General features: G+C 62.6%; 20 protein-coding genes, 1 tRNA gene and 1 pseudogene. 9 read left to right on the forward strand and 13 right to left on the reverse strand.

All coding sequences use genetic code 11. The features are described 5' to 3' along the window. Nucleotides 1–15 precede the first annotated feature (15 nt). The 8 genes from ehuR to ACXAHG_RS20050 all read right to left on the reverse strand — a co-directional run bounded on the left by ehuR (nucleotide 16) and on the right by ACXAHG_RS20050 (nucleotide 9697). Nucleotides 16–1410, reverse strand: coding sequence for a MocR-like ectoine utilization transcription factor EhuR (gene ehuR, locus ACXAHG_RS20015; RefSeq protein WP_475040412.1), 1395 nt, complete (start codon nucleotides 1408–1410; stop codon nucleotides 16–18). A gap of 387 nt (nucleotides 1411–1797) precedes the next feature. Next, nucleotides 1798–2778 carry an agmatinase gene (speB, locus tag ACXAHG_RS20020; protein ID WP_475060148.1) on the reverse strand — a complete coding sequence of 327 codons (981 nt, stop codon included), beginning with the start codon at nucleotides 2776–2778 and terminating at the stop codon, nucleotides 1798–1800. Continuing rightward, nucleotides 2775–3764, reverse strand: a complete 990-nt coding sequence (locus tag ACXAHG_RS20025; protein ID WP_475060151.1) for an arginase family protein — start codon at nucleotides 3762–3764, stop codon at nucleotides 2775–2777. Before ACXAHG_RS20025 ends, speB begins: the two co-directional genes overlap by 4 nt. A gap of 87 nt (nucleotides 3765–3851) precedes the next feature. Next, complete coding sequence (locus ACXAHG_RS20030; RefSeq protein WP_475060153.1) at nucleotides 3852–5411, reverse strand: ABC transporter permease; 1560 nt, start codon at nucleotides 5409–5411, stop codon at nucleotides 3852–3854. Then, nucleotides 5408–6457, reverse strand: a complete 1050-nt coding sequence (locus ACXAHG_RS20035) for a quaternary amine ABC transporter ATP-binding protein (RefSeq protein WP_475060156.1) — start codon at nucleotides 6455–6457, stop codon at nucleotides 5408–5410. Before ACXAHG_RS20035 ends, ACXAHG_RS20030 begins: the two co-directional genes overlap by 4 nt. A gap of 77 nt (nucleotides 6458–6534) precedes the next feature. Further along, nucleotides 6535–7425, reverse strand: coding sequence for an ABC transporter substrate-binding protein (locus ACXAHG_RS20040; RefSeq protein WP_475045201.1), 891 nt, complete (start codon nucleotides 7423–7425; stop codon nucleotides 6535–6537). 128 nt (nucleotides 7426–7553) lie between these two features. Further along, nucleotides 7554–8795, reverse strand: a complete 1242-nt coding sequence (locus ACXAHG_RS20045; RefSeq protein WP_475040420.1) for a Zn-dependent hydrolase — start codon at nucleotides 8793–8795, stop codon at nucleotides 7554–7556. Next, complete coding sequence (locus ACXAHG_RS20050) at nucleotides 8792–9697, reverse strand: dimethylarginine dimethylaminohydrolase family protein (protein ID WP_475060159.1); 906 nt, start codon at nucleotides 9695–9697, stop codon at nucleotides 8792–8794. Before ACXAHG_RS20050 ends, ACXAHG_RS20045 begins: the two co-directional genes overlap by 4 nt. Before the next feature lie 116 nt (nucleotides 9698–9813). On the opposite strand from ACXAHG_RS20050, the gene ACXAHG_RS20055 reads away from it, so the two are divergent. Both ACXAHG_RS20055 and ACXAHG_RS20060 read left to right on the forward strand, forming a co-directional pair. Beyond that, nucleotides 9814–10728: a LysR family transcriptional regulator gene (locus ACXAHG_RS20055; protein WP_475060161.1), complete on the forward strand. Its 915-nt coding sequence runs from the start codon at nucleotides 9814–9816 to the stop codon at nucleotides 10726–10728. Between the two features lie 446 nt (nucleotides 10729–11174). Continuing rightward, nucleotides 11175–11699: pseudogene (locus tag ACXAHG_RS20060) on the forward strand (DDE-type integrase/transposase/recombinase); the annotation flags it as partial. Between the two features lie 185 nt (nucleotides 11700–11884). Here ACXAHG_RS20060 and ACXAHG_RS20065 read toward each other — a convergent pair. Next, nucleotides 11885–11961, reverse strand: a tRNA-Arg gene (locus ACXAHG_RS20065). Between the two features lie 230 nt (nucleotides 11962–12191). Between ACXAHG_RS20065 and ACXAHG_RS20070 the strand changes: the two genes are divergently transcribed. Together ACXAHG_RS20070 and ACXAHG_RS20075 are read left to right on the forward strand one after the other, a co-directional pair. After that, complete coding sequence (locus ACXAHG_RS20070; protein ID WP_475060163.1) at nucleotides 12192–12842, forward strand: GNAT family N-acetyltransferase; 651 nt, start codon at nucleotides 12192–12194, stop codon at nucleotides 12840–12842. 120 nt (nucleotides 12843–12962) lie between these two features. Beyond that, a complete protein-coding gene (locus tag ACXAHG_RS20075) occupies nucleotides 12963–14687 on the forward strand; it encodes a tetratricopeptide repeat protein (protein ID WP_475060166.1) in 1725 nt (574 codons plus the stop codon). A gap of 50 nt (nucleotides 14688–14737) precedes the next feature. Here the strand turns inward: ACXAHG_RS20075 and ACXAHG_RS20080 are convergent, their stop codons facing one another. The 4 genes from ACXAHG_RS20080 to ACXAHG_RS20095 all read right to left on the reverse strand — a co-directional run bounded on the left by ACXAHG_RS20080 (nucleotide 14738) and on the right by ACXAHG_RS20095 (nucleotide 19638). Next, entirely contained in the window at nucleotides 14738–15604 is an 867-nt protein-coding gene (locus tag ACXAHG_RS20080) for a hypothetical protein (protein WP_475060168.1), read from the reverse strand. Between the two features lie 174 nt (nucleotides 15605–15778). After that, a complete protein-coding gene (locus ACXAHG_RS20085) occupies nucleotides 15779–17077 on the reverse strand; it encodes a gluzincin family metallopeptidase (RefSeq protein ID WP_475060170.1) in 1299 nt (432 codons plus the stop codon). A gap of 42 nt (nucleotides 17078–17119) precedes the next feature. Continuing rightward, nucleotides 17120–18463: a TfuA-like protein gene (locus ACXAHG_RS20090; protein WP_475040434.1), complete on the reverse strand. Its 1344-nt coding sequence runs from the start codon at nucleotides 18461–18463 to the stop codon at nucleotides 17120–17122. Then, entirely contained in the window at nucleotides 18460–19638 is a 1179-nt protein-coding gene (locus ACXAHG_RS20095; protein WP_475060172.1) for a YcaO-like family protein, read from the reverse strand. The genes ACXAHG_RS20090 and ACXAHG_RS20095 overlap by 4 nt, the downstream gene beginning before the upstream one ends. Before the next feature lie 222 nt (nucleotides 19639–19860). Here ACXAHG_RS20095 and ACXAHG_RS20100 point away from each other — a divergent pair, with 222 nt between their 5' ends. The 5 genes from ACXAHG_RS20100 to fdhF all read left to right on the forward strand — a co-directional run bounded on the left by ACXAHG_RS20100 (nucleotide 19861) and on the right by fdhF (nucleotide 26857). Then, nucleotides 19861–20508 (forward strand): hypothetical protein, encoded by a 648-nt coding sequence (locus tag ACXAHG_RS20100; protein WP_475060175.1) that lies wholly within the window; start codon nucleotides 19861–19863, stop codon nucleotides 20506–20508. Nucleotides 20509–20888: 380 nt separating this feature from the next. Next, entirely contained in the window at nucleotides 20889–21335 is a 447-nt protein-coding gene (locus ACXAHG_RS20105; RefSeq protein WP_475060177.1) for a winged helix DNA-binding protein, read from the forward strand. 51 nt (nucleotides 21336–21386) lie between these two features. Beyond that, nucleotides 21387–22295 (forward strand): LysR family transcriptional regulator, encoded by a 909-nt coding sequence (locus ACXAHG_RS20110; RefSeq protein ID WP_475060179.1) that lies wholly within the window; start codon nucleotides 21387–21389, stop codon nucleotides 22293–22295. Nucleotides 22296–22390: 95 nt separating this feature from the next. Further along, complete coding sequence (locus ACXAHG_RS20115) at nucleotides 22391–24079, forward strand: NAD(P)H-dependent oxidoreductase subunit E (protein WP_475060181.1); 1689 nt, start codon at nucleotides 22391–22393, stop codon at nucleotides 24077–24079. Nucleotides 24080–24082: 3 nt separating this feature from the next. Further along, entirely contained in the window at nucleotides 24083–26857 is a 2775-nt protein-coding gene (gene fdhF / locus ACXAHG_RS20120) for a formate dehydrogenase subunit alpha (RefSeq protein WP_475060183.1), read from the forward strand. The last annotated feature ends 131 nt before the right edge of the window (nucleotides 26858–26988 follow it).

Genomic DNA, 26988 nt, shown 5'->3' on the forward strand with positions numbered 1-26988 from the left:
TGTCGCATGACAATGCTAGTAGGCCAGCGGCGCCACTCCCTCAGGCGGGCGGTTCAGCATGCCGCCAAGCAGTTCCATGGCCTGTTTGAAGCGGCCTATGTCCTGGACGCTGCCCAGGGAAATCCGTACCGCGTTCTGAGGCGGAGTCTTGGGTGTCAGAAACGGTGCATCCGGAGCGACAGCAACTTTGAGTTCGCGGGCATAAGACACAAAGCTGGAAGTGGTCCAGCCGGAGTCCAGGGGCAACCAGAGGTGCAGCCCTGACGGATGTCCCCGCCATTGGCGGCCTTGCAGCGCTTGCGACGCGATTTCATACCTCTCCGCCAAGGCGCGCCGCTGCCAGCGGGCCAGCTCCAGCGCGGTACCGTCCTGTACCCAGCGGGTGGCGATCTCACACATCAGCGGCGTTGCCATCCAGCCGAATACGACAATCCGCCCCGTTAGTGCCGGCAGCAGGTGTTCAGGCGCCGCCATGTAGCCCGCCCGCAAGCCGGAAACGGTGCATTTGGTAAAGGTCGTCAGATAGATCGTGCGTTCAGGCGCCAAGGCCGCAACCGGAATGGGCCGGTCCTCGGCAACGGGGCCGAAAGCATCGTTTTCGATAATGTGCAGGTCATGTTTGCGGGCAATCTTCAGCAATGCCAGACGGCGCTCTTCTGGCATCATCTCTGCTGTTGTGTTGGCTAAAGATGGAAGCAGGAACAATACCTTAGCATTGCTCTCAGAACAGTGCCTGTCCAAGGCGTCCGGCAGGATTCCATCTTCGTCGCAGTCAACTCCGGCGAGATTGAGCCCAAGGTAGGAGCAGCCGGAAACCAGGAGGTGATGCGTGATCCGGCTCGACACAACTGTGTCGCCTGGCCGGGTAAGCGCGGACAGCGCAGCAGACATGCCATGGCTGACGCCATTGGTCATGATGATCCGCTCTGCCGGTGCATCCAGCCCGCAAATCTGCAGCCACCTCTCCCCGGCAGCCCTATGGGCATCATGCCCGACATTCGGACGGCAGGCCAGAAAATAGCTGGGGTCCAGCCCTTGAGGCAGCTCTGTCAGCGTCTGCTGAAACAGCTCTGCATGGCGCTGGGAGAAGGCAGGCCGTGAAATCGACAGATCGAAATTGCGGCCGCGCTCGGAACTGAGCTGAAACGGCTGATCATCCGGAGTGTCCGGATCCAGGACATAACTGCCACGCCCGACCTGGCCGTCGATCAACCGCTGCCGCCGCAGGTTTTCATAGGCCTTGCTTACCGTGTGAACACTTAGGCCAAGTTCCTCGGCCAGCTTTCGGTGAGTCGGCAGCCGGGTGCCTTTTGGCAGTTTCCCCTCCGAGATCGCCTTCGCAATGGCAATGGCAAGGCTGGTATGCAAAGGGGAGCTAAGGGCGGAGGGATCAGGCAGCCAATTTGTCATGCAATACATTTACAATTGAGTGACGCTCCTTCGCAATGCATTTGCCGCCTTGCGGAAATTTTTCAAGACGGAAACTGGATTTCGGGCGCAATATGACAATTGACTACCTTCCCGCCGTTACCCCGAAACGCACAGCCTGGAAACAGGGCCGGATCGTTGGCCGGAAACAGCCGCTGCTTTCGAACCGCTGAACGCTGCTCGAGACGTAAAAGACTAGAAACCGCGCAAGGCCGTCTTTGGCTGAGACAGCACCGGCTCAAGGGGAGCTGCCCCGCAGGTTTGGCCTTCTTAAAAAACCGCATCCAAAGTGTGGGCGTTCGAGTTCAATGTCTCTTGACCGGTCGCTCAATGCGGGATCCATCTTTTGGCTGCAAAGCCTGTTGCGGCTCAACCCTTTCGCCGCGCCATCGCCTGGGATAGAACGCACATCAGTTCGAACATCAGCGAGATGCCCAGCCAGGCTGTGCCGCCGCTCTCGTCAAATGGCGGTGCCACCTCGACCAGATCCGCGCCAATCAGATTGACGCCGGCCAGCTCGCGGATCACCTGCTGGGCCTGGAAGCTGTTGGGCCCGCCGATCTCGGGCGTGCCGGTGCCGGGCGCATAGGTGGGGTCGACAAAGTCGATGTCATAAGTGCAATAGGCCGGCTGGCTGCCGAGGATGCCGAGCACCTCTTCCATCACGTCCTTGATGCCGCGGTCGAACAGCTCTTCCACCCGGATGATGCGGATGCCCTGCTCGAGGCCCCATTCGATGTCCTCGGTGTTATAGGCAGTACCGCGGATGCCGACCTGAACAAAGCGCCTGGGGTCGACCAGCCCTTCCTCCACCGCGCGGCGGAACGGGGTGCCGTGGGTGTATTTGTAGCCGCCAAAGTAGCTGTCGAAGAGATCGGTGTGGCTGTCGAACTGGACCAGCCCCAGCGGCCCGTCCGAAGCCAGCGCCCGCAGGACCGGCAAGGTGATCAGATGGTCGCCGCCCGCCGTCATCGGGGTGATGCCTGCCGCCTTGAAGCCGCTGTAGTAGGCGGTGATCCGTTCCAGGCTATCCTGGATGTCGACCGGATTGGGTGGCACGTCGCCCAGGTCGGCGCAGTTGACGGTGGTAAAGGGGTTCACGCCGGTCACCGGGTTCATCGCCCGGATCATGGTGGAATAGTCGCGCAGCTGCCGCGGCCCGTGCCGGGCACCGGGCCGGTTGGTGGTGCCGCCGTCCCAGGGCACCCCGACCAGCCCCATCTGCACCTCGTCATAGCGGGGATGGTCCGGCGTCAGCGACGGCAGCCGCATGAAGGTGGGCACCCCGGCAAAACGGGGCAGGTCCATGGCAGAAACCGGTTGAAAGAAGTCATCACCTTTTGGGGTCATGCGGTTGCTCCGTTCTTTACGTTTTCCGCGATCATCGCGATCATCTCGAACATGATAGCAGAGGCGGTCAGGGCGGTGATCTGGTTCGGGCTGTCCTTGGTCGGCATCATACAGACGATATCGCCGCCGACGATGTTCATGCCGCGCACGCTGTGCAGCAGGGCAACGGCTTCGTCGATGTCGAACCCTTTCTCGCCCGGTTCAAGGTTTGAAACTGCGGGGGCAATTGTCGGATCCAGGCAGTCGAGATCGAAGGTGATGTAAACAGGTCTGCCTGCCATCACGTCCTTGATCTGAGCCACCACATCCTCGACTCCGCGTTTGCGGAACTCTTTCATGGTGACGATGTTGTAGCCGTAATCATAGGACGGCTGCAGCCAGTCCAGTGTGCGCGGGTGGCCGCGCAACCCGATTTGCATGGAATGATGCGGATCGACCTTGCCCTGGTCGGCCAGGTAAGCGCCCCAATGGGCTGCGGATTTCTTTGCGCCGAGGAAGTGGTCGACCTTGGTAAAGACATCCGTATGGGCATCGAAATGCAGGAAACAGACCGGCTCGCCCTTGGTGATCTTGCCGCAGCCGATGGCCTGTACGATGCCGCCGGTGATCGAATGGTCGCCGCCGATGGAGACGGGACGGGCGCCGGCTGCGTCGACCTCCTGGTAGAAGCGGGTGATCTGCTCGATGCAGTCCTCGTTGTCGTTGGCGCGCGGGAAGGGCACGTCGCCGATGTCGGCAATTCTGGCGGCCTCCCAGGGGTTCAGTTCGAAACTGCCATGCACCCGGCGCCCCACGGCCGAGACGTTGCGCAGCGCACGGGGCCCCAGGTGCTGGTCGCGCTCGGTGGTGCCATTGCCGGTGGAATGCGGAACGCCTACCAGGGCGATGTCCTGGTTTTCGGGACCTTCGTTGGGGCAGCGGAACATGGTGGGGATGCCCCACCAATAGAGGTTCTCCATCATGGATTTCAGATGTTCATCAGCCATGTGCAGCCTTTCCGGGTTAGAGAAGAAAAAGGCCCCGATGCCAAAGTTGCAGCACCGGGGCAGTCCGGGACAGCCCCGGGGGAGGGTCTAGCTTTCGCCGGTTTTCCTGCGGTAGGCGCCTTGTGCGATGCGGTCGATGACCATGGCGCAGAACAGGATGGCGAGACCGCCCAAGAGGCCCTGGCCTTTGGCCGCGTATTGCAGCGCTTCCAGGATCAGGGCACCGAGGCCCTCGGCACCGATCAGAGAGGCGATCACCACCATCGACAGCGACATCAGAATGGTCTGGTTGATGCCGGTCATGATCGAAGGCAGCGCCAGGGGCAGTTCGACATTGAACAGCAGCTGGCGGCGTGAGCAGCCAAAGGCGATAGCAGCTTCCTTGGTGGCCTCGGGTACGCCGCGCATGCCGAGGGCGGTCAGGCGGATCACCGGCGGCATGGCAAAGACCAGGGTGGCCAGAACCCCCGGCGGCTTGCCGGTGCCGAAGAAGGCGATGATCGGGATCAGGTAGACAAAGGCCGGCATGGTCTGCATGAAGTCCAGCACCGGTTCTGCGATGGCATAGGCGCGTTTGGACTTGCCGAACCAGATGCCGAGCGGAATGCCGATTGCCACGCAGAGGAAGGCGCCGGCACCGATCAGCGCCACGGTGATCATCGCCAGCTCCCACAGGCCCATGAAGGCGAGGTAGGCAAGCGAGGCAGCAGTAAAGATCGCCACCCGCGGCCCGGCCAGGCGCAGCGCCATGACCACGGTCACAAACATCACCACCGGCCAGGGTGTCTGGATCAGCAGCACCTCGAGCCCGTCAAGCACCCAGCGGATGCCGGCGGTCACCCCATCGAAGACATCGCCGAAGTTGTTGGCCAGCCAGTCAAATCCTGCGTCGCCTTTCTTGGACAGGGCGGCGAAGTAATCCTTGCCGACCGGGAATTCGGTGATCGGCAGGCGCTCACCCAAGAGGCCGCCGGTGACGCCGGCCATGGCCTCATCCGGTTTGGCGACAGTGAAGCGCACCAGGGTAAGCGGCCAGATCGCCAGCATGCCGATGGCACCAAAGATCAGACCATTGCGGCTGAGGCCCGACTGCGCCTTCTGGCCCGAGCGCCAGCGCAGGTACTGCGCTTCATAGGCTGTATTGGCATAGAAACCTTCGGCCAGCTTGATCACGGCCATCAGGGCAAGGCCGGTGAGCAGAATTGCGAGCGCGGTGCTGCTGGCCGCATTGGCGGCCTCCAGCGCCTTGTCGGCTGCAGCGCGCAGGTTGTCGGCGATCTTGAGTTTCGAGGCCGCGCCGGCGGCGTCGCCCGCGGCGGTCAGGTCTGCGGCTTGCGCCTCGCGCTTGGCGATATTGGTCAGCAGGCGTTCGTAACGGGCCAGTTGGTCGGCGCCAAGCTCTCCCCACAAGCCGCGGCCGATCTGGACCAGGGCAAACAGCTCCAGCACCAGGAACATCCAGAAGAAGCCCCAGGCCCCGCGCGCCGCCCCCCACAGGGGGCCGCAGACGGCGGCCATGGTGTTCCAGGACCAGGCAAAGCCGGTTTTGCCCTGGATGCGGGCAAATTCGCAGGCGTAGTAGGAGCCGTTTTCTACGGCAAATTCTTCGACGCTGAGGCTGTGCGTTTCGATAGCAGTATCCTTCATGCCTTGCCCCCCTGGATGCCCTTCAAGAGCGTTGCACGGTCGACCACGCCAATGACGGCGCCATCGTCGCCGGTGATGACAATCACGTTTTCGGTGGACGTCGCGATGTCGATCAGCTGGTCCAGGTCAGTGCCGTGATGCGCCCGCGGGCTTTCGTCGAAATTGACCGGCCGGGTGGGCCGGTACTCGCTGATCGGCACCATGATCGAATGGGCAAAGACCAGTTTCAGTTTCGAGATGCCCTCGACAAAATCGCGCACGTAGTCGTCGGCGGGCTGGGTGACGATCTCCTCCGGCGTGCCGATCTGCACGATGCGGCCGTCCTTCATGATGGCGATGCGGTTGCCGATACGGATCGCCTCGTCCAGGTCATGGGTGATGAAGACGGTGGTCTTGTTCAGCTCAGCCGACAGTTTCATGAACTGGTCCTGCAACTGACGGCGGATCAGCGGGTCGAGGGCTGAGAAGGGTTCATCCATCAACAGCACATCCGGGTCCGAGGCGAGCGCGCGCGCCAGGCCGACCCGCTGCTGCATGCCGCCGGAGAGTTCCCGCGGGAAACGGTCCTCAAATCCCGTCAGGTTCACCTTGTCCAGGCAGCGCTGCGAGACTTCCCAGCGGGTGGATTTCGGCTCGCCGCGCACCTGCAGCGGAAAGCCCACGTTGTCGCGCACGGTGCGGTGCGGCAGAAGCGCCATGTGCTGGAACACCATGCCGATGTTCATCGCCCGCATCTCGCGCAAGGCCGCGTCCGACAGGGTCAGCATGTCCCGGCCCATCACCGAGATATTGCCTGCGGTCGGTTCGATCAGCCGGTTCAAGTGGCGCACCATGGTGGATTTGCCGGAGCCCGACAGCCCCATCACGCAGAAGATCTCGCCGCGTTTCACCTCGAAGGACACGTCGGCGATGCCGACCACGCAGTTGAATTCCTCCAGCACCTCGGCCTTGCCCAGGCCGCGTTCGCGGATTGCCGCCATCGCGGCATCGGCATTCGGCCCGAATATTTTCCACACGCCGTCCAGCGTGATCACATTGTCAGTCATATGCTCAGTCTCCGGATGTCCCGGTTCGTTTGGCGGGCAGCAGTGCCGCCCGCCTGTGGCCCTTAGGTTCCGGCAGTTTACTGGAACCAGGAGTCCACCAGATCGGCGTTTTCATCGACCCAGTTGCGGGCGAATTCTGCCGGGTCCTGACCATCAACGGACAGTGCATAGACCACGGCGTTTACCTGCTCGGTGGTGAGCTTGACCTTGCCCAGCATCGCCGCCGCTTCGGGCTGGCTGTCAGCGAGGCCCGCTGAATAGAACACATGCAGCTTGGCCGCGTCCCAGGCAGTGCCCGCCTTGGAGTTTTCCAGCCAGTTCGGATCGTCGGTCGGCTGTTTCACATCCCATTCGGCGGCGTCATAGGCAGGCTCTGTCAGCGGCACCAGGTCGTAGAGAGAGAACATGTGGTGCGGCGTGTAGCAGTAGAAAACGATGTTCTGCCCCTGCGCCACCGCGTTGTCGACCTGGGCCAGCGCCAGGGTCTCGTCCATTTCCATCAGGTTCATGGTCTCGGAGTAGCCATAGGATTTGGCGCGGATCTTCTCGACATTGGTGGAGGCCCAGCCGGCCCCGCCGATCCACATCTCGCCGCGGCCGTCGCCATCGGTGTCGAAGTTCGCTGCCATCTCAGGGTCGGTCAGATCGCTGAGGGCCGAGATGCCGGTGCGCTCCTGGGTGTCCTTGGTGACGCAGATCTGCTGGTCGGACAGCACCGCGTTCGGGTTATAGTCCACCGTGCCCTTGCCGGTGACAAAAGTGTCGTGAAGGTTCTGCTGGTTTGGCAGCCAGACCTCCGGGTGCACATGCATGGCGCCGGAATCCATCGCCTCGAAGATGATCGGATTGGTGCCGTTCTGCAGCTCTACCGAGAGGCCCAGATTGTCCTCCAGCGCCACCTTTAGGATATGCGCGGTTCCGCGGACTGAGGCCCAGTTTGGCACCCCGATCACCACATCCTGCGCCATGGCGGTGCTGCCGAGGGTGGCGGCCAGTGCGGCGGCGGCCAGAGGTTTGGCCAGTGTTTTGGTCTTGTTCATGTTAGTCTCCCTTGTTGGATGATCACTTTGTTTTTGTTTGAGCGCCCGGCGCGTGATCACGTTGCCGGGGCCATTTGTTTTGAAAGCGTGAGGGCGGCCTGAAACAGCACGTTGCAGCCGGCCTCAAGGTGGTCAGGTTCGGCCCATTCAGCCTCGTTGTGGCTGAGGCCGCCGCGGCAGGGCACAAAGACCATTGCGGTGGGTGCCTTGCGGGCGACCTGGCAGGCGTCGTGGCCCGCGCCCGACACCATCCGGCGCCAGGGGTGTCCGCTGTCCTTGGCCGCGTCCTCGATAGCGCCGACGCAAACGGCATCGAAGTTCACCGGCGGGTTGTGCCAGATCATGTCAAGAGCGACCCCGGCTTCCTGCTCTTCGGCGGCGGCGCGGCGGATGGCGTTGTCCATGCCGCTCAGCACCGCGTCGTCAGGGTGGCGGAAGTCGATGGTGAACCGCACCTCGCCGGGGATGGTGTTGCGGGAATTCGGGCTGACGTGCAGCTCGCCCACGGTGCCGACGCCATCGGGGCCATAGGCCAGGGCGATCCGCTGCACCTCTTGTATGAGGCGCGCCGCGGAGACCAGCGCGTCGCTGCGCCCGGGCATCGGGGTGGAGCCGGAATGGGCGTCGCGGCCCTTGACGGTGACATCATACCAGCGCTGGCCCTGGCCGCCGGTGACCACGCCGATCACCTCCTCATTGGCTTCCAGCACCGGGCCCTGCTCGATATGGGCTTCCAGAAAGGCGCCGAACTGATGCGCGCCGCAGGGTTCTGAGCCGGCATAGCCGATCCGTTCCAGCTCATCGCCGAACCGCAGCCCTTCGGCGTCTTCGCGGCTGAGGGCAAACTCCAGATCAAACAGCCCCGCATAAACGCCGGAGCACAGCATGGCAGGGGCAAAGCGCGCGCCTTCTTCATTGGTCCAGTTGACGATCTCGATCGGGGCATCGGTCTCCAGCCCCAGATCGTTCAACGTCCGCACCACCTCTAGGCCCGCAAGAACGCCATAGACGCCATCGAACTTGCCGCCGTGCGGCTGGGTGTCCAGGTGGCTGCCAATGGCGATGGGCAGGGCGTCCGGATCACGTCCCGCGCGGCGGGCAAACATGTTGCCCAGCCGGTCATAGGTGACGGTGCAGCCCGCATCCTCGCACCAGCGGGTAAACAGCTCGCGGGCTTCCAGGTCGCCATCCGTCAGCGTCAGCCGCCCGCAGCCGCCGCCCGGCAAGGCGTCGATCTTGGCCATCTCCATGATGCTCTGCCACAGCCGGGCGCCGTCTATGCGATGGTTGCTGCTCATGCGCTTTGGGGGGCGTCTTCGCGGCACAGCGCCTGGCTCAGGCAATGCACGCCGCCGCCGCCCAGGGTGAACATCGACATGTCGGGGTCAAAGACCTCGAACCCCAGCGCGCGCATCTTGGCGTTCAGGTCCTTGGCGCCGGCCATCGACAGCACCTTGCCATCGCCCAAGGCCACCAAGTTCACGCCCAGGTTCTTGGCCTCGGCATAGGAGACATCGACGATCTCGATTCCCCAGCCCTTGACGATATCCACCAGCCAGGGCTCCATCGCGTCGATGCAGGCCACTGCCAGCTTCTCGGCCAGCGGCACGATCAGCCCGTCCATATGCACGAACTCGCGGCTGATCGGGGCCACCACGGCCTCCCAGCCCTCTGCACGGACAAATTCGGCGACCTGTTCAGAGCCCTCTTTCTCGGACCGCTCGCCGCAATAGCCGATCAGCACCCGGCCCGGCTCGATGATGTTGAAGTCGCCGCCTTCGAAGTGGCCCGCGGTGGCGAACTTCCAAATCGGAATATCGTTGTCCTGGTAGAATTTGATCGCGGTCGCGTAATCCGCCCGGCGGCATTTCAGCTGCATATGGCAGATCAGCGCGCCCCAAGGGGTCATGGCCGAGCTGTCGCGGGCAAAGAAATTGCGATGCAAAACTTCGTCGCTGTCGAGGTAGTGGCAGGTGACGCCGGCCTCCTCGTAGATCGAGACCATTTCGGAGTGCTGTTTCATCGCCAGCTGCAGGTCGAACTGCACCCCGGTCTTATGCGCATTGGCCAGGGTGCGGCCGATCAGCGGGCCGGCCTCGACCCATTTGAAATACTCCGGCTTGCCCAGCAGAACATCCGTCAGCTTGGCATAGTCGTTGTTGATCCCCCAGCGCTTGGCCGTTGCAATGCTTGCATCCATGCTGCTCAACCTCCCAGTCATTACATGCTTGGGCGATAGGATTGGCCGGGATTAGCTTTTATTAAACTACAAACTAAGGGACTTAACTTTTACACTTATGCAAGTATGGTGAGACCATGCTGCCACCCGCCCTGTCCAAAGCTGACCTTCACCTGCTCTACGTGTTCTGCGCGGTGGTGGAGGCGCGCGGGTTTTCAGCGGCGCAGATTGCCTTGAATGTCTCGGCGTCCACCATTTCGCGGCAGATTGCCGATCTGGAGACCCGGCTGGGCATGCGGCTGTGCCAGCGCGGCCGCAAGGGGTTCCGGCTGACTGACAAGGGCGAGATCGTCTATGCCGCCTCGCACAAGCTGTTTGCGGCGCTGGACCAGTTCGGCGAGACGGTGGACGGCACCCGCGGCAAGCTGGTCGGACGCCTGCCGGTGGCCGCAATCGACAATTGGGTGTTCAACAACGAAGCGCCGGTCATGGGGGCCTTGGCCGAATTCACCCGGATTGCGCCGGAGGTCGAGATCGAGATGCATTCCCTTGCCCCGGATGACATCGAGATGGCGGTGCAGGACGGCCAGATCGCGCTAGGGGTCGGGGTGTTTCACAAGCACAAGCCCGGTTTGATCTATGAGACCTTGGGGTTCGAACGGATCGGACTTTATTGCAGCCGCGGGCATCCGCTGTTCACGGCTGACACACCTGCTCAGGTTGAGGAGCTGTTGCCCCAGGCCAATTTCTGCAAGCGGGCCTATCTGAACGAGGATCTGGTCGCACCGGTTTCCCGCGGGCTGCCGTCCAACGCCAGCGCGCATCAGATTGAAGGTATCGCGATGCTGGTGCTGACCGGCCGCTACATCGGCTATCTGCCGGAAAGCTTTGCCAATATCTGGGTGCGGGAAGGCCGGGTCCGGTCAGTGGGCGACGGCATGTTTGATCTGAAGTCCGAAATCAAACTGGTGCGCAAACGCGGTGTGGAGCCGAACCTGGTGGTCAAGACCTTCATCCAGCTTGTGAAACAAAGTTGTGGGCCGCCTAGGTAAGAGTAAAGAAGTTGAGGGGCCTCAGTCTGCTTGCCCTAAGGCCTGCTGCCGCCTGGCTATACAGTGCCGGGATCCGCGTTGCAGCTCAATCTGTGCGGAATGGCACCGAAACAGATGAACGTCTTTGGCAAATTCGGACTGCAGGCAGCAGAAGAATGCTGCGGAGCTGGCCGCCAATGAGAGATTCAAATGCAGTTTCTCAACAATTGCAAAGGCAGTTTTTGGGCGTGCGTTCAAGCCCGGCGGCACCGTTTATGGCACCGGGCTGCGCGAAGGCACGGTTGCGCCTGGCGAAACCGGCGGCTCGACCGGCGATAGCTGGCCTGGATCAAAGCTGATATCAAGGAAGGCGGCTTGATTGGCAAAGGCCTGAATAAGCCCGGCAAGTTTTTGACATGTCCGGCAATGTGATTGTTGACGGCCCGGGGAAACAGAAGGTTGCTGCTGTTCACGAGCCGGTTCGAGAGAAGATCAAGGGGCTCGCCCTGCAGGAAAGCGAGCCGTCGCCGCGCGAGTTGGCCATGCGCTTCACAGATGCGGAAAAGTACCCTCGCCCATTGTCTCTCGGATCAATGGCGTTCCAATGGCTCGATGTCAGAGGCTTCCGTGTATCGCACCCTGAAATCCTACGACCTGATCACCAGCCCGCCTTTGCGGTGGTGTCGGCAGCTGACGAGTGCCAGGACAAGACCACACAGCCGAACCAGCTCTGGCAGACCGACATTCTCTACCTTAAGGTCATCGGCTGGGGCTGGTTTTACCTGTCTATGTTCCGCGACGATTACAGCCGTTACATCATCGCCTGGAAACTCTGCACGACGATGAAAGCGGGCGACGTGACCGGCACTCTGGACCTGGCGCTGCGGGCCTCGGGCTGCGATCAGGCAGCCGTACGGCACAAGCCACGGCTGCTGAGCGCTAACGGGTCGAGTTGCATCTCTGCTGAACTGGGCGAGCGGCTGGAAGATCAGCAACCCTGTCGATTAGTAATGCCTCGACCTCTCCCTCGTTCGCCACGTGGCAGATCAGTTGGAACAGGCGCCTTCGGCGTCTGACCTGCAATTCAGCCGCGAGCGTATTGAACCGAAAGGACGGGGAATGGAACGACTATGGGTGCCAAATGGCAAAACTATGCGTCGTCCAACAAAAGGGAAAGTGGCGGACCGAGGAGGATTCGAACCCCCGACCCCTTGATTCGTAGTCAAGTACTCTATCCAGCTGAGCTATCGGTCCACTGCGGCGGGGTTTAATCTTAGCCTTGCAGAGTCGCAAGCCCAAAAAGGAGGCCCGTCGGCATTTCTTGCAGGCAGAACTACCGGTCTTGGCAGCTGCCGCGGGCGGGGCAGGGTGAATTGGACCGTCTTTGGTTCGCCCATACCGTGCCGGAATGTGCTATAAGGCAGCAGGGATACGTGTTCCCGCCCGCGCGGCAGTGCAAACAGCAAAGCAGAAAGGGACGGCAGATGCCGGAACGGCCCGCAGAGGATTTCCAGCTGAGACCGCTGGAAGAAGACGACCTTCCTGCGCTGGCCGGCTGGTTTCAGAATGTTGCCGATCTCGCCTGTTTTGACCGGACCGCACGGGCACCGCTCAGCCTGGCTTCGATACAACAGGCATGGGCGCCGGCGCTGGGCACCGCGGAGGACACCCGCAAGTGCTGGTTCGCGATCACCTCCGGCACGAGGGAGCTGTGTGGGATCACCGGTCTTGAGAGTATCTCGCCGGTGAACCGCGATGCGGTGGTTGCGCTGTTCATCGAACAGTCCAGGCGTCGGCAGGGCATTGGCATCCGCTCCCTGGCGCTGACTCTGGACTTTGCATTCCGGCAGATCGGGCTAAATCGCGTTACATCCTACTACCGTGCCGACAACACCCGCAGCGGAGAGCTGACCGCACGCGCGGGCTTTGCAGCCGAAGGCAGAATGCGGGCTGCGTGGTATGCGGAAGGCCGGTATTTCGACATGATAACTGTGGGGCTGTTGCGGACGGAATGGGAGGCCTGCCGCGGTGCGCTGGCACAAGCGCTTGATGCCGGCTTGCGCATTGGGTTCCGCGGTGCCGGAACTGCAGGATGGGCCTGGCCGCCAGGCCCGCAAGACCCGCCAGCGGACTGACTGGCAAATGAAGACAGGCATGGCCGGCGTCTGCGGCAGGCCTTGCCGGCACTCACAGGAGGAGGACAGCTTGTGAGCGGCGACAGCAGCAAAACAGGAGTCAGGCGGCAGCTCGGGGCTGTGCTGTTTGCTGATGTGGTCGGATATGCCCGCCTGATGGGCAATGATGAATTCGACACCTACAGCGCCCTGAAATCCTTGCTGGAGCAACTGGAGGCGGCCTGCAATGCCCTGGACGGGCGGGTGGTCGCGGTGCGCGGCGACGGGGTGCTGGCCTTGTTCGAAACCGCAACAGATGCCGTCAGGTTCGGCGTTGAGCTGCACCGCATCGCGGAACAGAACAATTTCTCGCGGCCGGAAAGCCAGCAGCTCCGGTTCCGTGCGGGTGTGCACCTGGGGGAGATCCTGGTGGACGACAGGGGCATTCATGGCGACAACGTCAATATCGCAGCCCGGCTGCAAGAGATTGCGGAGCCGGGCCGGGTCTATATCAGTGCCGCCGTCTATGAGCAGATACGCAACCGGCTGCGCTTCGGGTTCGAGTTTCTCGGGCCGAAGCAGCTCAAGAATATTGCAGAGCCAGTGGCGTCTTATTGCGTGCGCAGCGAAGTGGCGGGGGCCACGATGGCAGCAACACGGCGGCCGCCCGAAGCCCAGCCGGCCGGCCGGCCGCCCCCCGGCATCCCCTCTGTTGCGGTGCTGCCCTTCAGCAGCCTTGGCGGCGATCCGTCGGACAGCTGGTTCGCGGACGGGCTAACCGAGGACATCATCCTCAACCTGTCCAAATTCAAGAACCTCTTTGTCATTGCCCGCAATTCTGCCTTTTTCTTCAAGACCCAGTCGATGTCCCCGCAGGAGGCCGCCCGGGAGCTTGGCGTGCGCTATGTCGCGCGCGGCAGTGTCCGGCGCGCGGCGGCGCGGGTCAGGGTGGCGATTGAGCTGATAGACGCCGCCTCGGGCAGGACCATCTGGGGCGAGCGATATGACCGGGAGATCGACGATATCTTCGCCATTCAGGACGAAGTGACGGATGCCATTGTGGCCGCGACGGCGGTGCTGATCGAAGCGCAGGAGCGGCGGCGCATGGCGCAGACGGCGCCTTCGGATCTGGCCGCCTATGGTTATGTGCTGCGCGGTCAGCAGTTCATTTTCCGCTATACCCGGCAGGACAACCGCGAAGCCCAGACCCTGTATGAGCGGGCGCTGGCCCGTGACCAGGATTATGCCAGGGCTTCGGCCGCCATTTCGCGCACCCTGAATATCGACTGGCGGTATTCCTGGGCCAAGGATTCGGAGCACGCGCTGGATACGGCCCTGTCCTATGCGCAGCGGGCGGTGGAACTGGACCCGACCGATGCCCGGGGCTTTGGCGAACTGGGGTTCGTCCATCTGTACCGCAAGGAGCATGACGCGGCGATCGGCGCCTATCGGCGCGCCCTGGCGCTCAATCCGAATGACGCCGACCTGCTGTCGGATTATGCAGATGCGCTGGCCCATTCCGGCGACAACCAAGCCGCGATCGGCAATCTGCAGCAGGCGATGCGGCTGAACCCGTATTTCCCGGATCAGTACCTGTGGCACCTGGGCGGGGCCTATTACAATCTCAAGGAATACGATGCCGTCATCGACACGCTGACCCGGATGAACAACCCGACCGAGGGCCAGCGGATGCTGGCGGCCAGCTATGCGCAACTGGGCAAGATGGATTTGGCCCGCGACATGGCGGATCGGCACCGCGAGGCGCATCCGAATTTCTCGTTGGAGCGCTGGGCCAAGGTCCAGCCGGACAAGCTGGAGGAAGACACCCATCACTTTGTCGAGGGCCTGAAGAAGGCGGGGTTCTAGGGTCAGGCCCTGCTTTTTCGGGGGCGGCAGGACTCGCTGGGGTGCCCGGGTCAGTCGCCGGAGCCGCGGGCCTTGGCCCCGCTGACCTTGGCGCCGCTCACTTTGGCCCCGCTGACCTTGGCGCCACTGACCTTGGCCCCGCTGACCTTTGCACCGCTCACTTTGGCGCCGCTGACCGCCGGGCCGCCGCCGCCGAAATAGACATCCAGCAGCACCTGTTCCAGCATACCGGTCATCACATCCATCCGGATCGAGTAATCCGCCTTGTCATATTCCCAGACGCAGATGCCGTTTGCGATCTGATACTCCGCGGAGGCGACGCCCGTCACCGAGGGATCCAGCGGCGCGCGGGAAACCTGCACGCTATTGGAGTTTGGAACCACACCGGTCGCGCTGTCCCCGTCGCCATGCACAAGGAAGATCACCGGTTCCGGCAGCTCGAAATACGTGCCTTCGTAGGAGAACCCGTAAATCCGGGCGAGTTTGGGATCGTCGCTCAGCTGATCGCCCAGGAAATTGTTGTTGCCTTTTCCGCGTCTTCTCCGCCGCCGCGACTCCGGGGCGGAAAATTCCTGCTGCCCGGCCTCGTAATCACCGTCCTGTTTCCACAGCCCGCGGCGGTTGCCGCGGGCGACCTCGACCAGGGTGCCTTCGGGCAATTGCAACTGATGCACCCAAGGGTTTCCGGCAGAATTTGAAACCGTATAGAGGCCGTTCTGGCGGTTGTTGGTCTGGGCCATCACCAGGATCTTGTCGCCAGCCTTGACGGTCTGGTTATTCACCGACGTGCCTGCAAGATTTGCAACATTGCCGGTTGTGCCCACAGCGGCCCCATAAGTCTTGGGGGTCACCGTCATATCGTCGATCAAACGTCCAAATAACAGCACTTCGGAAAAACTCAGTAAAGACTCGGCCACCGTACACACTCCTGTGGCTATGGAAACGACACCAGGCGTTCTCTTCGCAATTGCCGCGCGCAAAATGCGCGACTACAATTTCCGGAAAAGTCCCCCTTAGGGTGAAAATAGCACAAATTGGCTGCAAATTACAGCCAATAGGCGTCTGAAGCTCCTGTTCCCAGCGTCTGGGCCTTAACCGCCGGGAACGCGTGTCCTCACAGAATGGGCGTGGCTGTCCTCATCCGCTTCCGGCAGGCGGGGGCCTGGCTGGACCAGGCCGATGCCGCGCATCCGGAAGTTGCCTTCGATGATGGATTGGAAGGCGCCGCCGGTTGTTTCGCGGTCAACGGCCAGCAGGGCCTCCTCGACGGCCGCGTAGGTCAGGCTGCCGGCGTCGAGCAGGCTCCAGGCAGCGGCGAGGTAGCCGCCGAGAAAGTCGCGCGCTTCCAGCAGCGCAACGCGGAACCCTTCGGGATCCAGCGCATAGCGCGCATCGAACAGCGCCTGCATGACGTCGCTGTAAAACGGGGTTTCCTCCAGCTGGTCCGACAGATCTTCCATTTCCGGTGTGATCAGCCCGTGCACCAGAAGGCGTTCGTGGAAGATATCGACGAAGGTATCGAACATGGCGCCGGTCAGCGGTTCCGACAGCGCGTGTTCGCTGTTCCAGCCCTGCGCGAATTCCTGCAGCGTCCGGGTGTTGGCCGCCATCCGGATCTGGGCGTTGCCGGAAAGCTCGGCAAAGCGGCTCAGCTGATTGAAGGTGTAAAGATTGCCCCGCGTGCTCTCCAGCAGCTCGTCGACAACGGAACCGAAATGCAAGGCGGCAATCAGCGCCACCATATCGGCTGCGGATTCGTGAAAGCCGTAATATTCACCCGGCACCTCTGCTGTCTCCGGCATGCCAGCAACGCTGTAGATGATGGCGTGGCCGATTTCATGGGCGACCACATCGAAGTTGAGGCTGTAGGCGCGGTACTCGCCGCCGTGCTCCCAGGTGCCGCCGGTTTCCAGAAAGCCCCAGCCGATATGCGCATTGTCCAGGCTGGGCAGCAGGGATAGCTCCAGCCGGTCGTAGTCCCGGGCAAAGTGCCAGGGGATCGGGTGGCCGAAATATTCCTCCCAGACGTCCAGCGTGAAATGGGCCGCTGCAAACAGATGCGCGGCCTCGAACCGCGGGTCCGAAGGGGGGATATGGGTGAAATGGCCGTCCTCATCCGGTTCCGGCGGTGGCAGCAGCTCGCCATGCCAGGGCGGCAGATACATCCCCGGCCCGGAAGGGCCCGGAACAATGGCGCCAAAGGGGATGGTTTTTCCCTGCGGATTTACGGCATACATCCGCGGCCCGGAGGGCCCGGCCCCGATTGTCCCGGGGGGGGCAGAGATTTCTACCAGTTCCGGCACCGGATCCGCTGTCCGGAACGGGGACTGTGGAAACAGCAGGAAGCGTGTTCCCGGTGGCTCTTCCGCCGGATCATAGCCGTTGTTCATGCAAGACCTCCCTTCCGCGGAGGTTCCGCCTGTTTGCCTTGCCTATTCCCTGTTTCTTTGTGCAGGCTGGGGTTGCCCCGACGTATGGTACATGAATTCATGCCATATGAGGTCATAGAATGCCTCCAGTCCGTCGAGGCCCAGGGATTTGCCGTATCCCGCCAGATCGTCGGGGATATTGCGCTGGAGCCGGTCCTCAAAGTACCAGGCCGCGACATGCAGGCGGTGCTGCGGCGGCATAGACTGCCCCTGCGCACCCGGTTCGCGCAGATGCGCCTTGGCGGCGGCGCGGGACTGCAGTCGGGCGTAAGCCCCGGCCTGGCGGAGCTCAGCCAGCATATGCGCATCCAGGCTCGACCCCAGTTCCTCCACCGTGCTGCCAGCCAGCGCGGCCTCGGCCAGCAAGGCCTCATAGCCCGCCGGAGTGAGCCGGTTTTCTGCCAGCCAGCGCTGCAGCGCGCGGCTTTGGAACAGGCCATGGGCTTCGCGGTGGTCCTCGAGCTGGCGAAGGATGGCAGCGCGTTCTGCCTGCCGCCCGGCCCGTTCGGCGGTGCCAAGCGCCAGGCAGCGGGCCGCAGCACGCGTGCGGAATTCCTGGTAGCGGTCCGGCTCCAGGCGCAGTTCATCCAGCACGCGCAGGTCTGCGGGGGGCGGGCGGTGTTGTTCTGTTCCGGCCCGTCTGACAAGCTCCCGCCAGGCCAGCGACGGCTCCAGCTTCTGCGGCGGCTTTGCAGCAGGTTCGTTCTGGCCGTTCAAATAGTTGGCCATCCGCACAAGCATTTCCTGCGCATCCTTCCGTTTGGCATCGACCCGTCCGGTGGCCAGCCAGGCGGAGAACCGGGGATGCCAGTCAGCGCCGGCAAATCCGGCCAGGATTTGCGCCCAGGTTCTGTCATGATAAAACAGCTGCTTGGCGGCGCGGGTCAGCGCTTGGGATTGTTCCGCATCCAGCACCGCCTCCTGTTCGGCGCGGGCCGCGGTTGCCCGGATTGAGACCATCGGCTCGCTGAGCGCTGCAAAGCCCAGTTCCTTTGGGCTGTGCAGGACGGCGACTTCGTCGTCGTCGCACAGCGAACCGGACAAGTAGCTGGCGAAAATATCCCCGACGCCAATCATGCCGAACGGTGCCAGCTCGGCCGCACGCAGGGCGCCCATGCTGGCACTGCCAAAGACAGCAATCCCCTGTTCCAGCGCCCACAGGATTTCCTTGTGCCAGACCGAGGGGACACCTTCGAAATAGCCGTCGATCAGCCCGATTGCCGGCGGGTCCTGCCGGGCCGCACGGTAAAGGTCGCCCTGTCCGGCAGGGGGAAGAACCGTGGCATCCATCACGGTCTGAACCTCCGCTGCGCTGATCGTAGGGCCGGCAAAGACAATGGCTTTCATCCCCGTGCTCCTGACAGCTGCGAAACGCGCGGGCCCGGTACAAAATCGGGATCATCATGCGGCGCCTCCAGGCCCGGGATCACCGCGCGCACCACAGAGATGCCTAAGCCCGGGCGGGACAGATCGACGAGCAGCACCTGGGTGATTCCAACTGCCGCCAGCCGTTTCAGGAGCCAGGACAAATCCTCCTCGAAAGCAGGCGAGGTGAAAGCGGGGCAGTGCCGGAAGCTCTGCGACGGCTGCGTTTGCTGCAGCAGGCGGCTGACATATTTCGCCCGTTCGGCGGCGGCGCTGGGCGTGAATTCCAGCGGGTCAAGATCATCCCGGGCGCCGGAAATATAGGTCAGCCTGGTTTGCGCCGCCTCTGTCAGCGCCCGCAGCAGGGCGATGCCCGGGTCCGGATGGGTTCCGCTTCCTATGCCGATATGGCCTGGGTGGCTGCCGTCGCCGCAGGCCATGCACAGAAAGGTGGCGACGCCGGTATCTGAGGTGATATCCCAGACCCCGGTCCTGAGGCCCGCTGCGGCAAAACAGTCCAGCGCCGCCTGGCAGCGCGGGTCATCAATCGTCTCCGGATCGAGGCGCGGCCCGGGCGCCGCATGGTGCCACAGGGTCAGCGCGTCTCTTTCAATCAGTTCGCAGATGGCATGGCAGGCCGCCTCTGCCCGGCTGTTGCCGGACGCCAGCCCGTTGGTGGTGCGGGGAAAGACGCCCTGGCCGCCGCAGGGCGGGCCGGTGTAGTCGGTGTCGACCATCTCAAACGGCACCCAGGCCTTGCCGCCGTCTGCAAGATCTTCCCCTTCGACCCACAGCAGGCGCAGGTCCGGATCAAAGCGTCCGCCGGTCACCCGCGGCAGACGGCGGGCATCGGCAACACGGGCGGTCTGCTCCAGCTCCCGGAAGCTTGCCACCCGCAAAGGCCGCATCACCCGTTCCGCGTGCCAGGTCTCCACGGCCTCCATGACGCCTGAGGCCTGTGCGGCCTCCAGGGTCAGCCCCTTGCCGAGGGCCACGGCTACCGAACGGGAATTGGGACGGCTCACCATGACGACCGGCAGGCCGACCCGGTCGAGGCCGGTGAGGTTGGCAATGCGGGTGATACCCATCGCCGCAAGATGCGGCCTGACCGAAGCCAGCGTCTGCGCCGGATCGCAAAGCCGGTGCGTGTCCAGCATATATTCCTTTACTGGCGTCTTGGGCATAGGCCGCCTTTCTGTCCGGGCCGCTGCTGCCAGGCTGCTAGGGGTCCTGATCAGGCTGGCGGGCACAGGTTAAGGATGGGGCCAGTGCCCCTTAGGTCAATGCAGCGGAGGCGCAGGCCGCTTTGGGGCCGCGGAGATTTGCCGCTGGTTCAAGCGGTGCTTGAAGCTTTGGCGGAATCCCTTGTAACTCGCAGCATGACTGCAAGAAGTTTCTCCATGGAAGCGCGGGATGGCGGCGGGGCGCGCCTGGTTCTGAAGTATAAACAGACCGGCCAAAGCGGCATTCAGCGCCTGTCCTGCGATTTGCCGCCTGCAGCGCTGGCCCGGCTGGTACTGTTTGCAGAAGGTCTGAGCCTGGATCAGAGTTTTGGTCTTCACCGGGCTGCGGAGTTTTCGGCGGAAGGCCTGACGCTGGCCTTTGATCCGGCGCGTGCAGACCTTGGGATCGAGCGGCAGGCAGGCTATTCCCGGCAGAGCACGCGGCTGCCTGCCGCGGTCTTCTTGTCGGAAATGGCCCCGATGGCAGAACTTTGTTTTGCCCAGGCAGAGGCCTCAAAACACGGCGGAGATATCAAGCGCCTGCTGGGTAACAGTCCGGTGCCTGACCGGCTGCAGCAGGGCCTGCCTGAGGATGCGGCGGATCAGACGATGCATCAGCTGCGGGAAATCGCGCTGCTGCTTCTGGTGCAGGAAGCGGGGGTGCGCGGTTCCGCTCTTGCCCGCAGGCTGCGCGCCAAACGGTCACAGGCTCAGGCCCAGGCAATCGTCGACAACCTGGTTCAGGAAATCGCGGAGGTTTTCGTGCCAGCAAGGGATGCGCAGGTGCACCGCAGCGGCAGTTGAAGCCCCCGCGAGTCCCTGCAGGGCAGCCGTTTGTGCGAGGCTGTCCGGATCGTAAATTTACCGCAAAATGGCGGACTTGCGGAATTGGAGCCGCAACAGAGTTTTCCGCCAGGTATTGAAGTTCAGCGGAATTGGTTGGATATGTTGGGCCGATTTGAGTTGGATTTTCAGAAATTCTTCCGGTGCTGCAGGATACAGGCAGGCCCGGTGGCTGCATTTCTGATCCGCAGTATCTTTGGCCCGTTGCGGGCATTAAAACTGATTTTTGCCGGAGTTGATTGTTGGATAAAAAAGCCGTTCTTTCCCCGTTTGCAGCAGACACCTCCGTTCCGGCCGCTGAGAGTTCTTCGGGGCTTGGCGGCACTTTGTACAGTCTTGAATTGGCGATTCAGAAAGCGCAGGAAGGTTTGATCCGCTGGCAAGCGGGCTGCTTTGACAAGGTCAGCGGCGCCGGGCTTGCCGGAGCCGAGGTTACATTGCTGCTGCTGATCGGCAGCGGCGGGCGGTCAAAGACGATCAAGGAACTGGCCCGCGCCACCAACCGGACGGATATTCCCAATATCCAGTATTCCCTGCGCAAGCTGGCCTCCGCCGGTCTGACCAGGAAGCAAGGGGCCGGCCGTTCCGGGGTGACTTACAGCCTGACGGATGAGGGCCGCGCGGCAGAGCAGGCAATTCTGGCCAATCGCGAAGCGCTGCTGCTGCAAAGGCTGGGCGGGCATCCTGTGCTTGCAGCGCAGCTGGAAACGGTTTCGCAGGCGATGGAGGAGCTGGCAGCTCTCTACGACGAGGCGCTGCGCAGGACGGAAGCGCACAGCTCTGCGTGAAAGGCGGCAGCCCCGTTGCGCGCGCCGTGCAGCGCGGCGTAAGGTTTGGCCATGATTGAGCTCAAGGACCTGCAGTTGCTGACCGCGCTGGCGCGGCATCAGCATTTTGCCAAGGCGGCCGCTGACTGCGGAATGTCGCAGCCTGCGTTTTCCATGCGGATCCGCAATCTGGAGGAGCGGCTGGGCCTGTCTATCGTGCGCCGCGCCAACCGGTTCCAGGGCCTGACCGAAGAGGGCATGATGATCGTGCGCCGTGCGCGGTCGATCCTGGATGACGCCAAGGCGCTGGAGCAGGAGATTGCGGCCTCCCGCGGCGAGGTGACCGGCAACCTGGTGCTGGGGGTGGTGCCGACCGCCACCGCCTGGGCGGCGCAGCTGGTGGATCAGGTGCGCCAGGCCTATCCGCGGATTCTGGCCCAGGTCGAAGTCACCACCTCGCTGGCTATCCAGCAGCGGCTCTATGATGGTACAATCGACGCCGGGATTACCTATGCCGACAGCATGGGCCGGGACCTGGTGACGGTGCAGCCGCTTTACGAGGAAAGCTATGTGCTGCTGGCGCCCGAGGAGATGGTGGCGGGCCGCGGCGATGCGATCAGCTGGGCCGAGGCGGCGGAGCTGCCGCTGAGCCTTTTGGACCAGCAGATGCAGAACCGGCGCATTCTGGACCGGATTTTCGCCGACTTGGGGCTGAAGCCGGAGATCGTCTCCGAATCCAACGGATTCATGGCCTCGATGGTGATGGCGCGGGAGGGGTCGGTGGCAACGATTCTGCCGCGGGCGCTGATGCAGGCGCTGGGCGGGCTGGGCGGAACCCGGGTTTTGTCGCTGGTCGAGCCTGAGCAATCGCGGCCGATTTGCATTGCAACCTTGGACCGGACACCGGAATTGGTCACGGTTCAGGCGCTGAAAGAGGTGGTTGCGACGTTTGTGGACGATGGGATGCCGCAAATGGCGTGATAAGCAATCCTTATCGTGCAATCGGTTTTCTAGATTTGACGATATTCATTCTTGATGGCATTCCGGGATGAAAGACGTGCTGACTGGAGGACCCCATGGCACCATTGGATGATAGCAAGGGCGTATGGAAGTCCGGCAAAGGCAAAGGGCGCAAGACGCCCAAAGGCCGCCAGGTCGACGACATTGCGCTGAGCGAGGTTCAGGAACTGCTGGGGGACCGCCCGCGCAACCGTGACCTCTTGATTGAGTTCCTGCACCTGATTCAGGACAAATACGGCTGCCTGAGCGCGGCGCATATCCGGGCTTTGGCCGAGGAGATGCGCACCGGCCAGGCGGAGATTTACGAAGTGGCCACCTTCTATGCCCACTTCGACGTGGTGAAAGAAGGCGAGACGCCGCCGCCGGCGCTGACCATTCGGGTCTGCGATTCGCTGTCCTGCGAGTTGGCAGGTGCCCAGCAACTGCAGAAGGCGCTGGAAGACGGTCTGGATGCCTCCCAGGTCCGCGTGCTGCGCGCGCCCTGCATGGGCCGCTGCGACACCGCGCCGGTTCTGGAAATCGGCCACAACCACATCGACCACGCGACCGTGGAGAAAGTGGAAGCGGCGATTGCGGCAGACGACACCCACGCGCATGTCCCCGAGTATGAAACCTTCGCAGCCTACGAGGCCGAAGGCGGTTATGCCACGCTGAAAGACCTGCGTGCCAATGGCGACTGGGAAGCGGTTCAGGCGAAAGTCAAAGAAGCCGGCTTGCGTGGCCTTGGCGGCGCAGGCTTCCCGTCCGGCACCAAATGGGGCTTTGTCCGCGCCAACGAAGGCCCGCGGTACCTCGCCGTGAACGGCGACGAAGGCGAGCCCGGCACCTTCAAGGACCGCTACTATCTGGAGCGCACGCCGCATGTCTTCCTGGAAGGTATGCTGATCGCCTCCTGGGCTGTAGAGGCTGAGAAAGCCTTCATCTACATGCGCGATGAATATCCGGCAGTACTGGAGATCCTGCGCCGCGAGATCAAGGCGCTGGAAGATGCCGGTATCGTAGAGGAAGGCTATATTGACCTGCGCCGCGGGGCAGGGGCCTATATCTGCGGTGAAGAAAGCGCGATGATCGAGTCGATCGAAGGCAAGCGCGGCGAACCGCGCCACCGGCCGCCGTTTGTGGCGCAGGTGGGTGTCTTTGGCCGCCCGACTCTGGTCCACAATGTCGAGACTCTGTACTGGGTTTGCAAGATCAACCGTGAAGGCCCGGAATGCCTGAACTCGGTTGAAAAGAACGGCCGCAAGGGCCTGCGCAGCTATTCGGTGTCGGGCCGGGTGAAGAACCCTGGCGTGCACCTGCTGCCCGCCGGTTCCACCATCACTGACATCATTGAGGCCTGCGGCGGTATGCTGGATGGCCACGCCTTCAAGGCGTATCAGCCGGGCGGCCCCTCTTCGGGCCTGCTGCCTGCGTCGATGAATGACGTGCCGCTCGACTTTGACACGCTGCAGCCGCATGGCACCTTCATCGGTTCCGCTGCCGTGGTGGTCCTGTCCGATCAGGACTCGGCCCGCGATGCGGCGCTGAACATGCTGCGCTTCTTCGAAGACGAAAGCTGCGGCCAGTGCACCCCCTGCCGGGTGGGCTGCGAAAAAGCCGTCAAGCTGATGAGCGAGAAGAAGTGGGATCAGGGCCTGCTGGAAGAGCTGAGCACCGCAATGGTTGATGCTTCGATCTGCGGCTTGGGCCAGGCTGCGCCGAACCCGATCCGCCTGACCATGAAACACTTCCCCGAAGAGGTTTGAGCCATGAGCGATAAAGTCACATTCACACTCGATGGCGAACAGGTCACGGCAGAAAAGGGCCTGACCATCTGGGAAGTCGCCAACGGCCGCGGGCTGAAGATCCCGCATCTGTGCCACAAGCCGCAGCCGGGCTACCGCCCGGACGGCAACTGCCGTGCATGCATGGTGGAGATCGAGGGCGAGCGCACGCTGGCCGCCTCCTGTATCCGTGAACCTGCCGAGGGCATGGTTGTCACCACCAACAATGCGCGCGCCGAAAACGCCCGCAAGATGGTGATGGAGCTTCTGGTGGCTGACCAGCCCAAGAAGGAAGAGGCGCACGACAAGTCCTCCCACATGTGGGACATGGCTGAGCTGAACGGCGTCACCGAAAGCCGCTTCCCCAAGCTGGAAGAGGGCCGCATTCCGCTGCTGGACGACTCTCATGTCGCCATGAAGGTGAACCTGGACGCCTGTATCTCCTGCGGTCTGTGCGTGCGCGCCTGCCGTGAAGTACAAGTGAACGACGTGATCGGCATGGCCGGCCGTGGCCACGATGCATATCCGACTTTCGACATCGCCGACCCGATGGGCCAGTCCACCTGTGTGGCTTGCGGCGAATGTGTGCAGGCTTGCCCGACCGGCGCGCTGATGCCTGCAACCGTGCTGGACGAAAACCAGGTTGGCGACAGCAAGGACTACGACTCCGAGACCGAAAGCGTCTGCCCGTTCTGCGGCGTCGGCTGCAAGGTCTCGCTCAAGGTCAAGGACGGCAAGGTCAAGCACGTCGAGGGCATCAACGGCCCGGCAAACGAAGGCCGCCTGTGTGTGAAAGGCCGCTTTGGCTTTGACTACATTCACCACCCGCACCGCCTGACCAAGCCGCTGATCCGCCGCGATGACGCGCCGGCTAAGGGGCTGAACGTCGATCCGGGCAACCTGTCGACCCATTTCCGCGAAGCGACCTGGGAAGAGGCAATGGATCTGGCCGCTAAGGGCCTGATCAAGCTACGCAACGAAGACCCGAAATCGGTTGCGGGCTTTGGCTCGGCGAAGTGCACCAACGAAGAGGCCTATCTCTTCCAGAAGTTCATCCGCCAAGGCTTCAAGCACAACAACGTCGACCACTGCACCCGTCTGTGCCACGCATCCTCGGTTGCGGCGCTGATCGAAAATGTGGGCTCCGGCGCTGTGACCGCGACCTTCAACGAGATCGAAAACGCGGATGTGGCGATCGTCATCGGCTCCAACCCGATCGAGAACCACCCGGTGGCGGCAACCTACTTCAAGCAGTTCACCAAGCGCGGCGGCAAACTGATCGTGATGGATCCGCGCGGCGTCGGCCTGCGCCGGTTCGCCACTGAGATGGTGCAGTTCCGTCCCGGCGCAGACGTGTCGATGCTGAACGCGATCATGAGCGTGATTGTCGAGGAGGGCCTGTACGACCAGGAATACATCGACAAGTACACCGAGAACTGGGAAGCGGAGAAACAGCATCTGGCGCAGTTCACGCCTGAAAAGATGTCTGAAATCTGCGGTGTCTCGCCTGAGCAGCTGCGCAGCGTTGCGCGCACTTTTGCAAAGGGCAAAGCGGGCCTGATCTTCTGGGGCATGGGTGTATCTCAGCATATTCACGGCACCGACAACTCGCGCTGCCTGATTTCGCTGGCGCTGATGACCGGCAACGTTGGCAAGCCGGGTGCCGGCCTGCACCCGCTGCGCGGCCAGAACAACGTGCAGGGCGCGTCCGACGCGGGCCTGATCCCGATGTTCTTGCCGGATTATCAGACCGTGACCTCGGATGATGTCCGCAAGAGCTTCACAGACGTCTGGGGCGGCGGCGACTTCTCGAACGAGAAGGGCCTCACCGTGACCGAGATCGTCGACCAGGCCTATGCCGGCAACATCAAGGGGATGTACATCCAGGGCGAAAACCCGGCGATGTCAGACCCGGATGCCGATCACGCGCGCGATGCCTTTGCCAAGCTGGAGCTGATGATCGTTCAGGACATCTTCCTGACCGAAACGGCGAACTATGCCGACATCATCCTGCCGGCCTCGGCGCTCTATGAAAAGAACGGCACCGTGTCGAACACCAACCGTCAGGTTCAGCGTGTTCGCCCCGCCGTGGCCCCTCCGGGCGAAGCGCGTGAGGATTGGCAGGTCACTGTCGAGCTTGCGCAGCGCATCGGCCTGCCATGGGACTACAAGGATGTCAGCGAAGTCTTTGCCGAGATGAAGCTGAACATGAAGTCCCTGAACAACATCACTTGGGAGCGTCTGGAAACCGAGACCATCACCTATCCGTCGCTGCATGAGACCGACCCCGGTCAGGCGATTGTGTTCGGTGACGGCTTCCCGCGCCCCGAGGGCCGTGCCCGCTTTACCCCGGCATCTGTGATCCCACCGGATGAAGCACCGGATGCGGAATTCCCGATGATCATGACCACCGGCCGCCAGCTGGAGCATTGGCACACCGGGTCGATGACCCGCCGGTCCAAGGTTCTGGATGCGGTGGAGCCGGAGGCGAACTGCTCGCTCAACCCGCGCACGCTCAAGCTTATGGGGATCGAGCCCGGCGAGATGATCCGTCTTTCGACCCGCCGCGGCTCGATCGAGATCATGGCGCGGGCCGACCGGGCGATTGCTGAGGACATGGTGTTTGTACCCTTCGCTTATGTGGAGGCAGCGGCAAACATCCTGACCAACCCGGCGCTGGACCCCTATGGCAAGATCCCCGAGTTCAAGTTCTCGGCGGTGAAGGTCGAGAAGATCGAAGGGCAGATCGCAGCTGAATAAGGCGGTCAGGTAAGGCTGAACAGGGCGGGCGTGGAAACCTCGGTTCCGCGCCCATGCTTTTCGTCGCGGCTAGCGTAAAAGGAAGAAGGGTGGGTGGAAAAAAACCCTTGCTTTTTCTTCAAAAACACCAC

Source organism: Leisingera sp. ABD4_442, assembly GCF_056160905.1.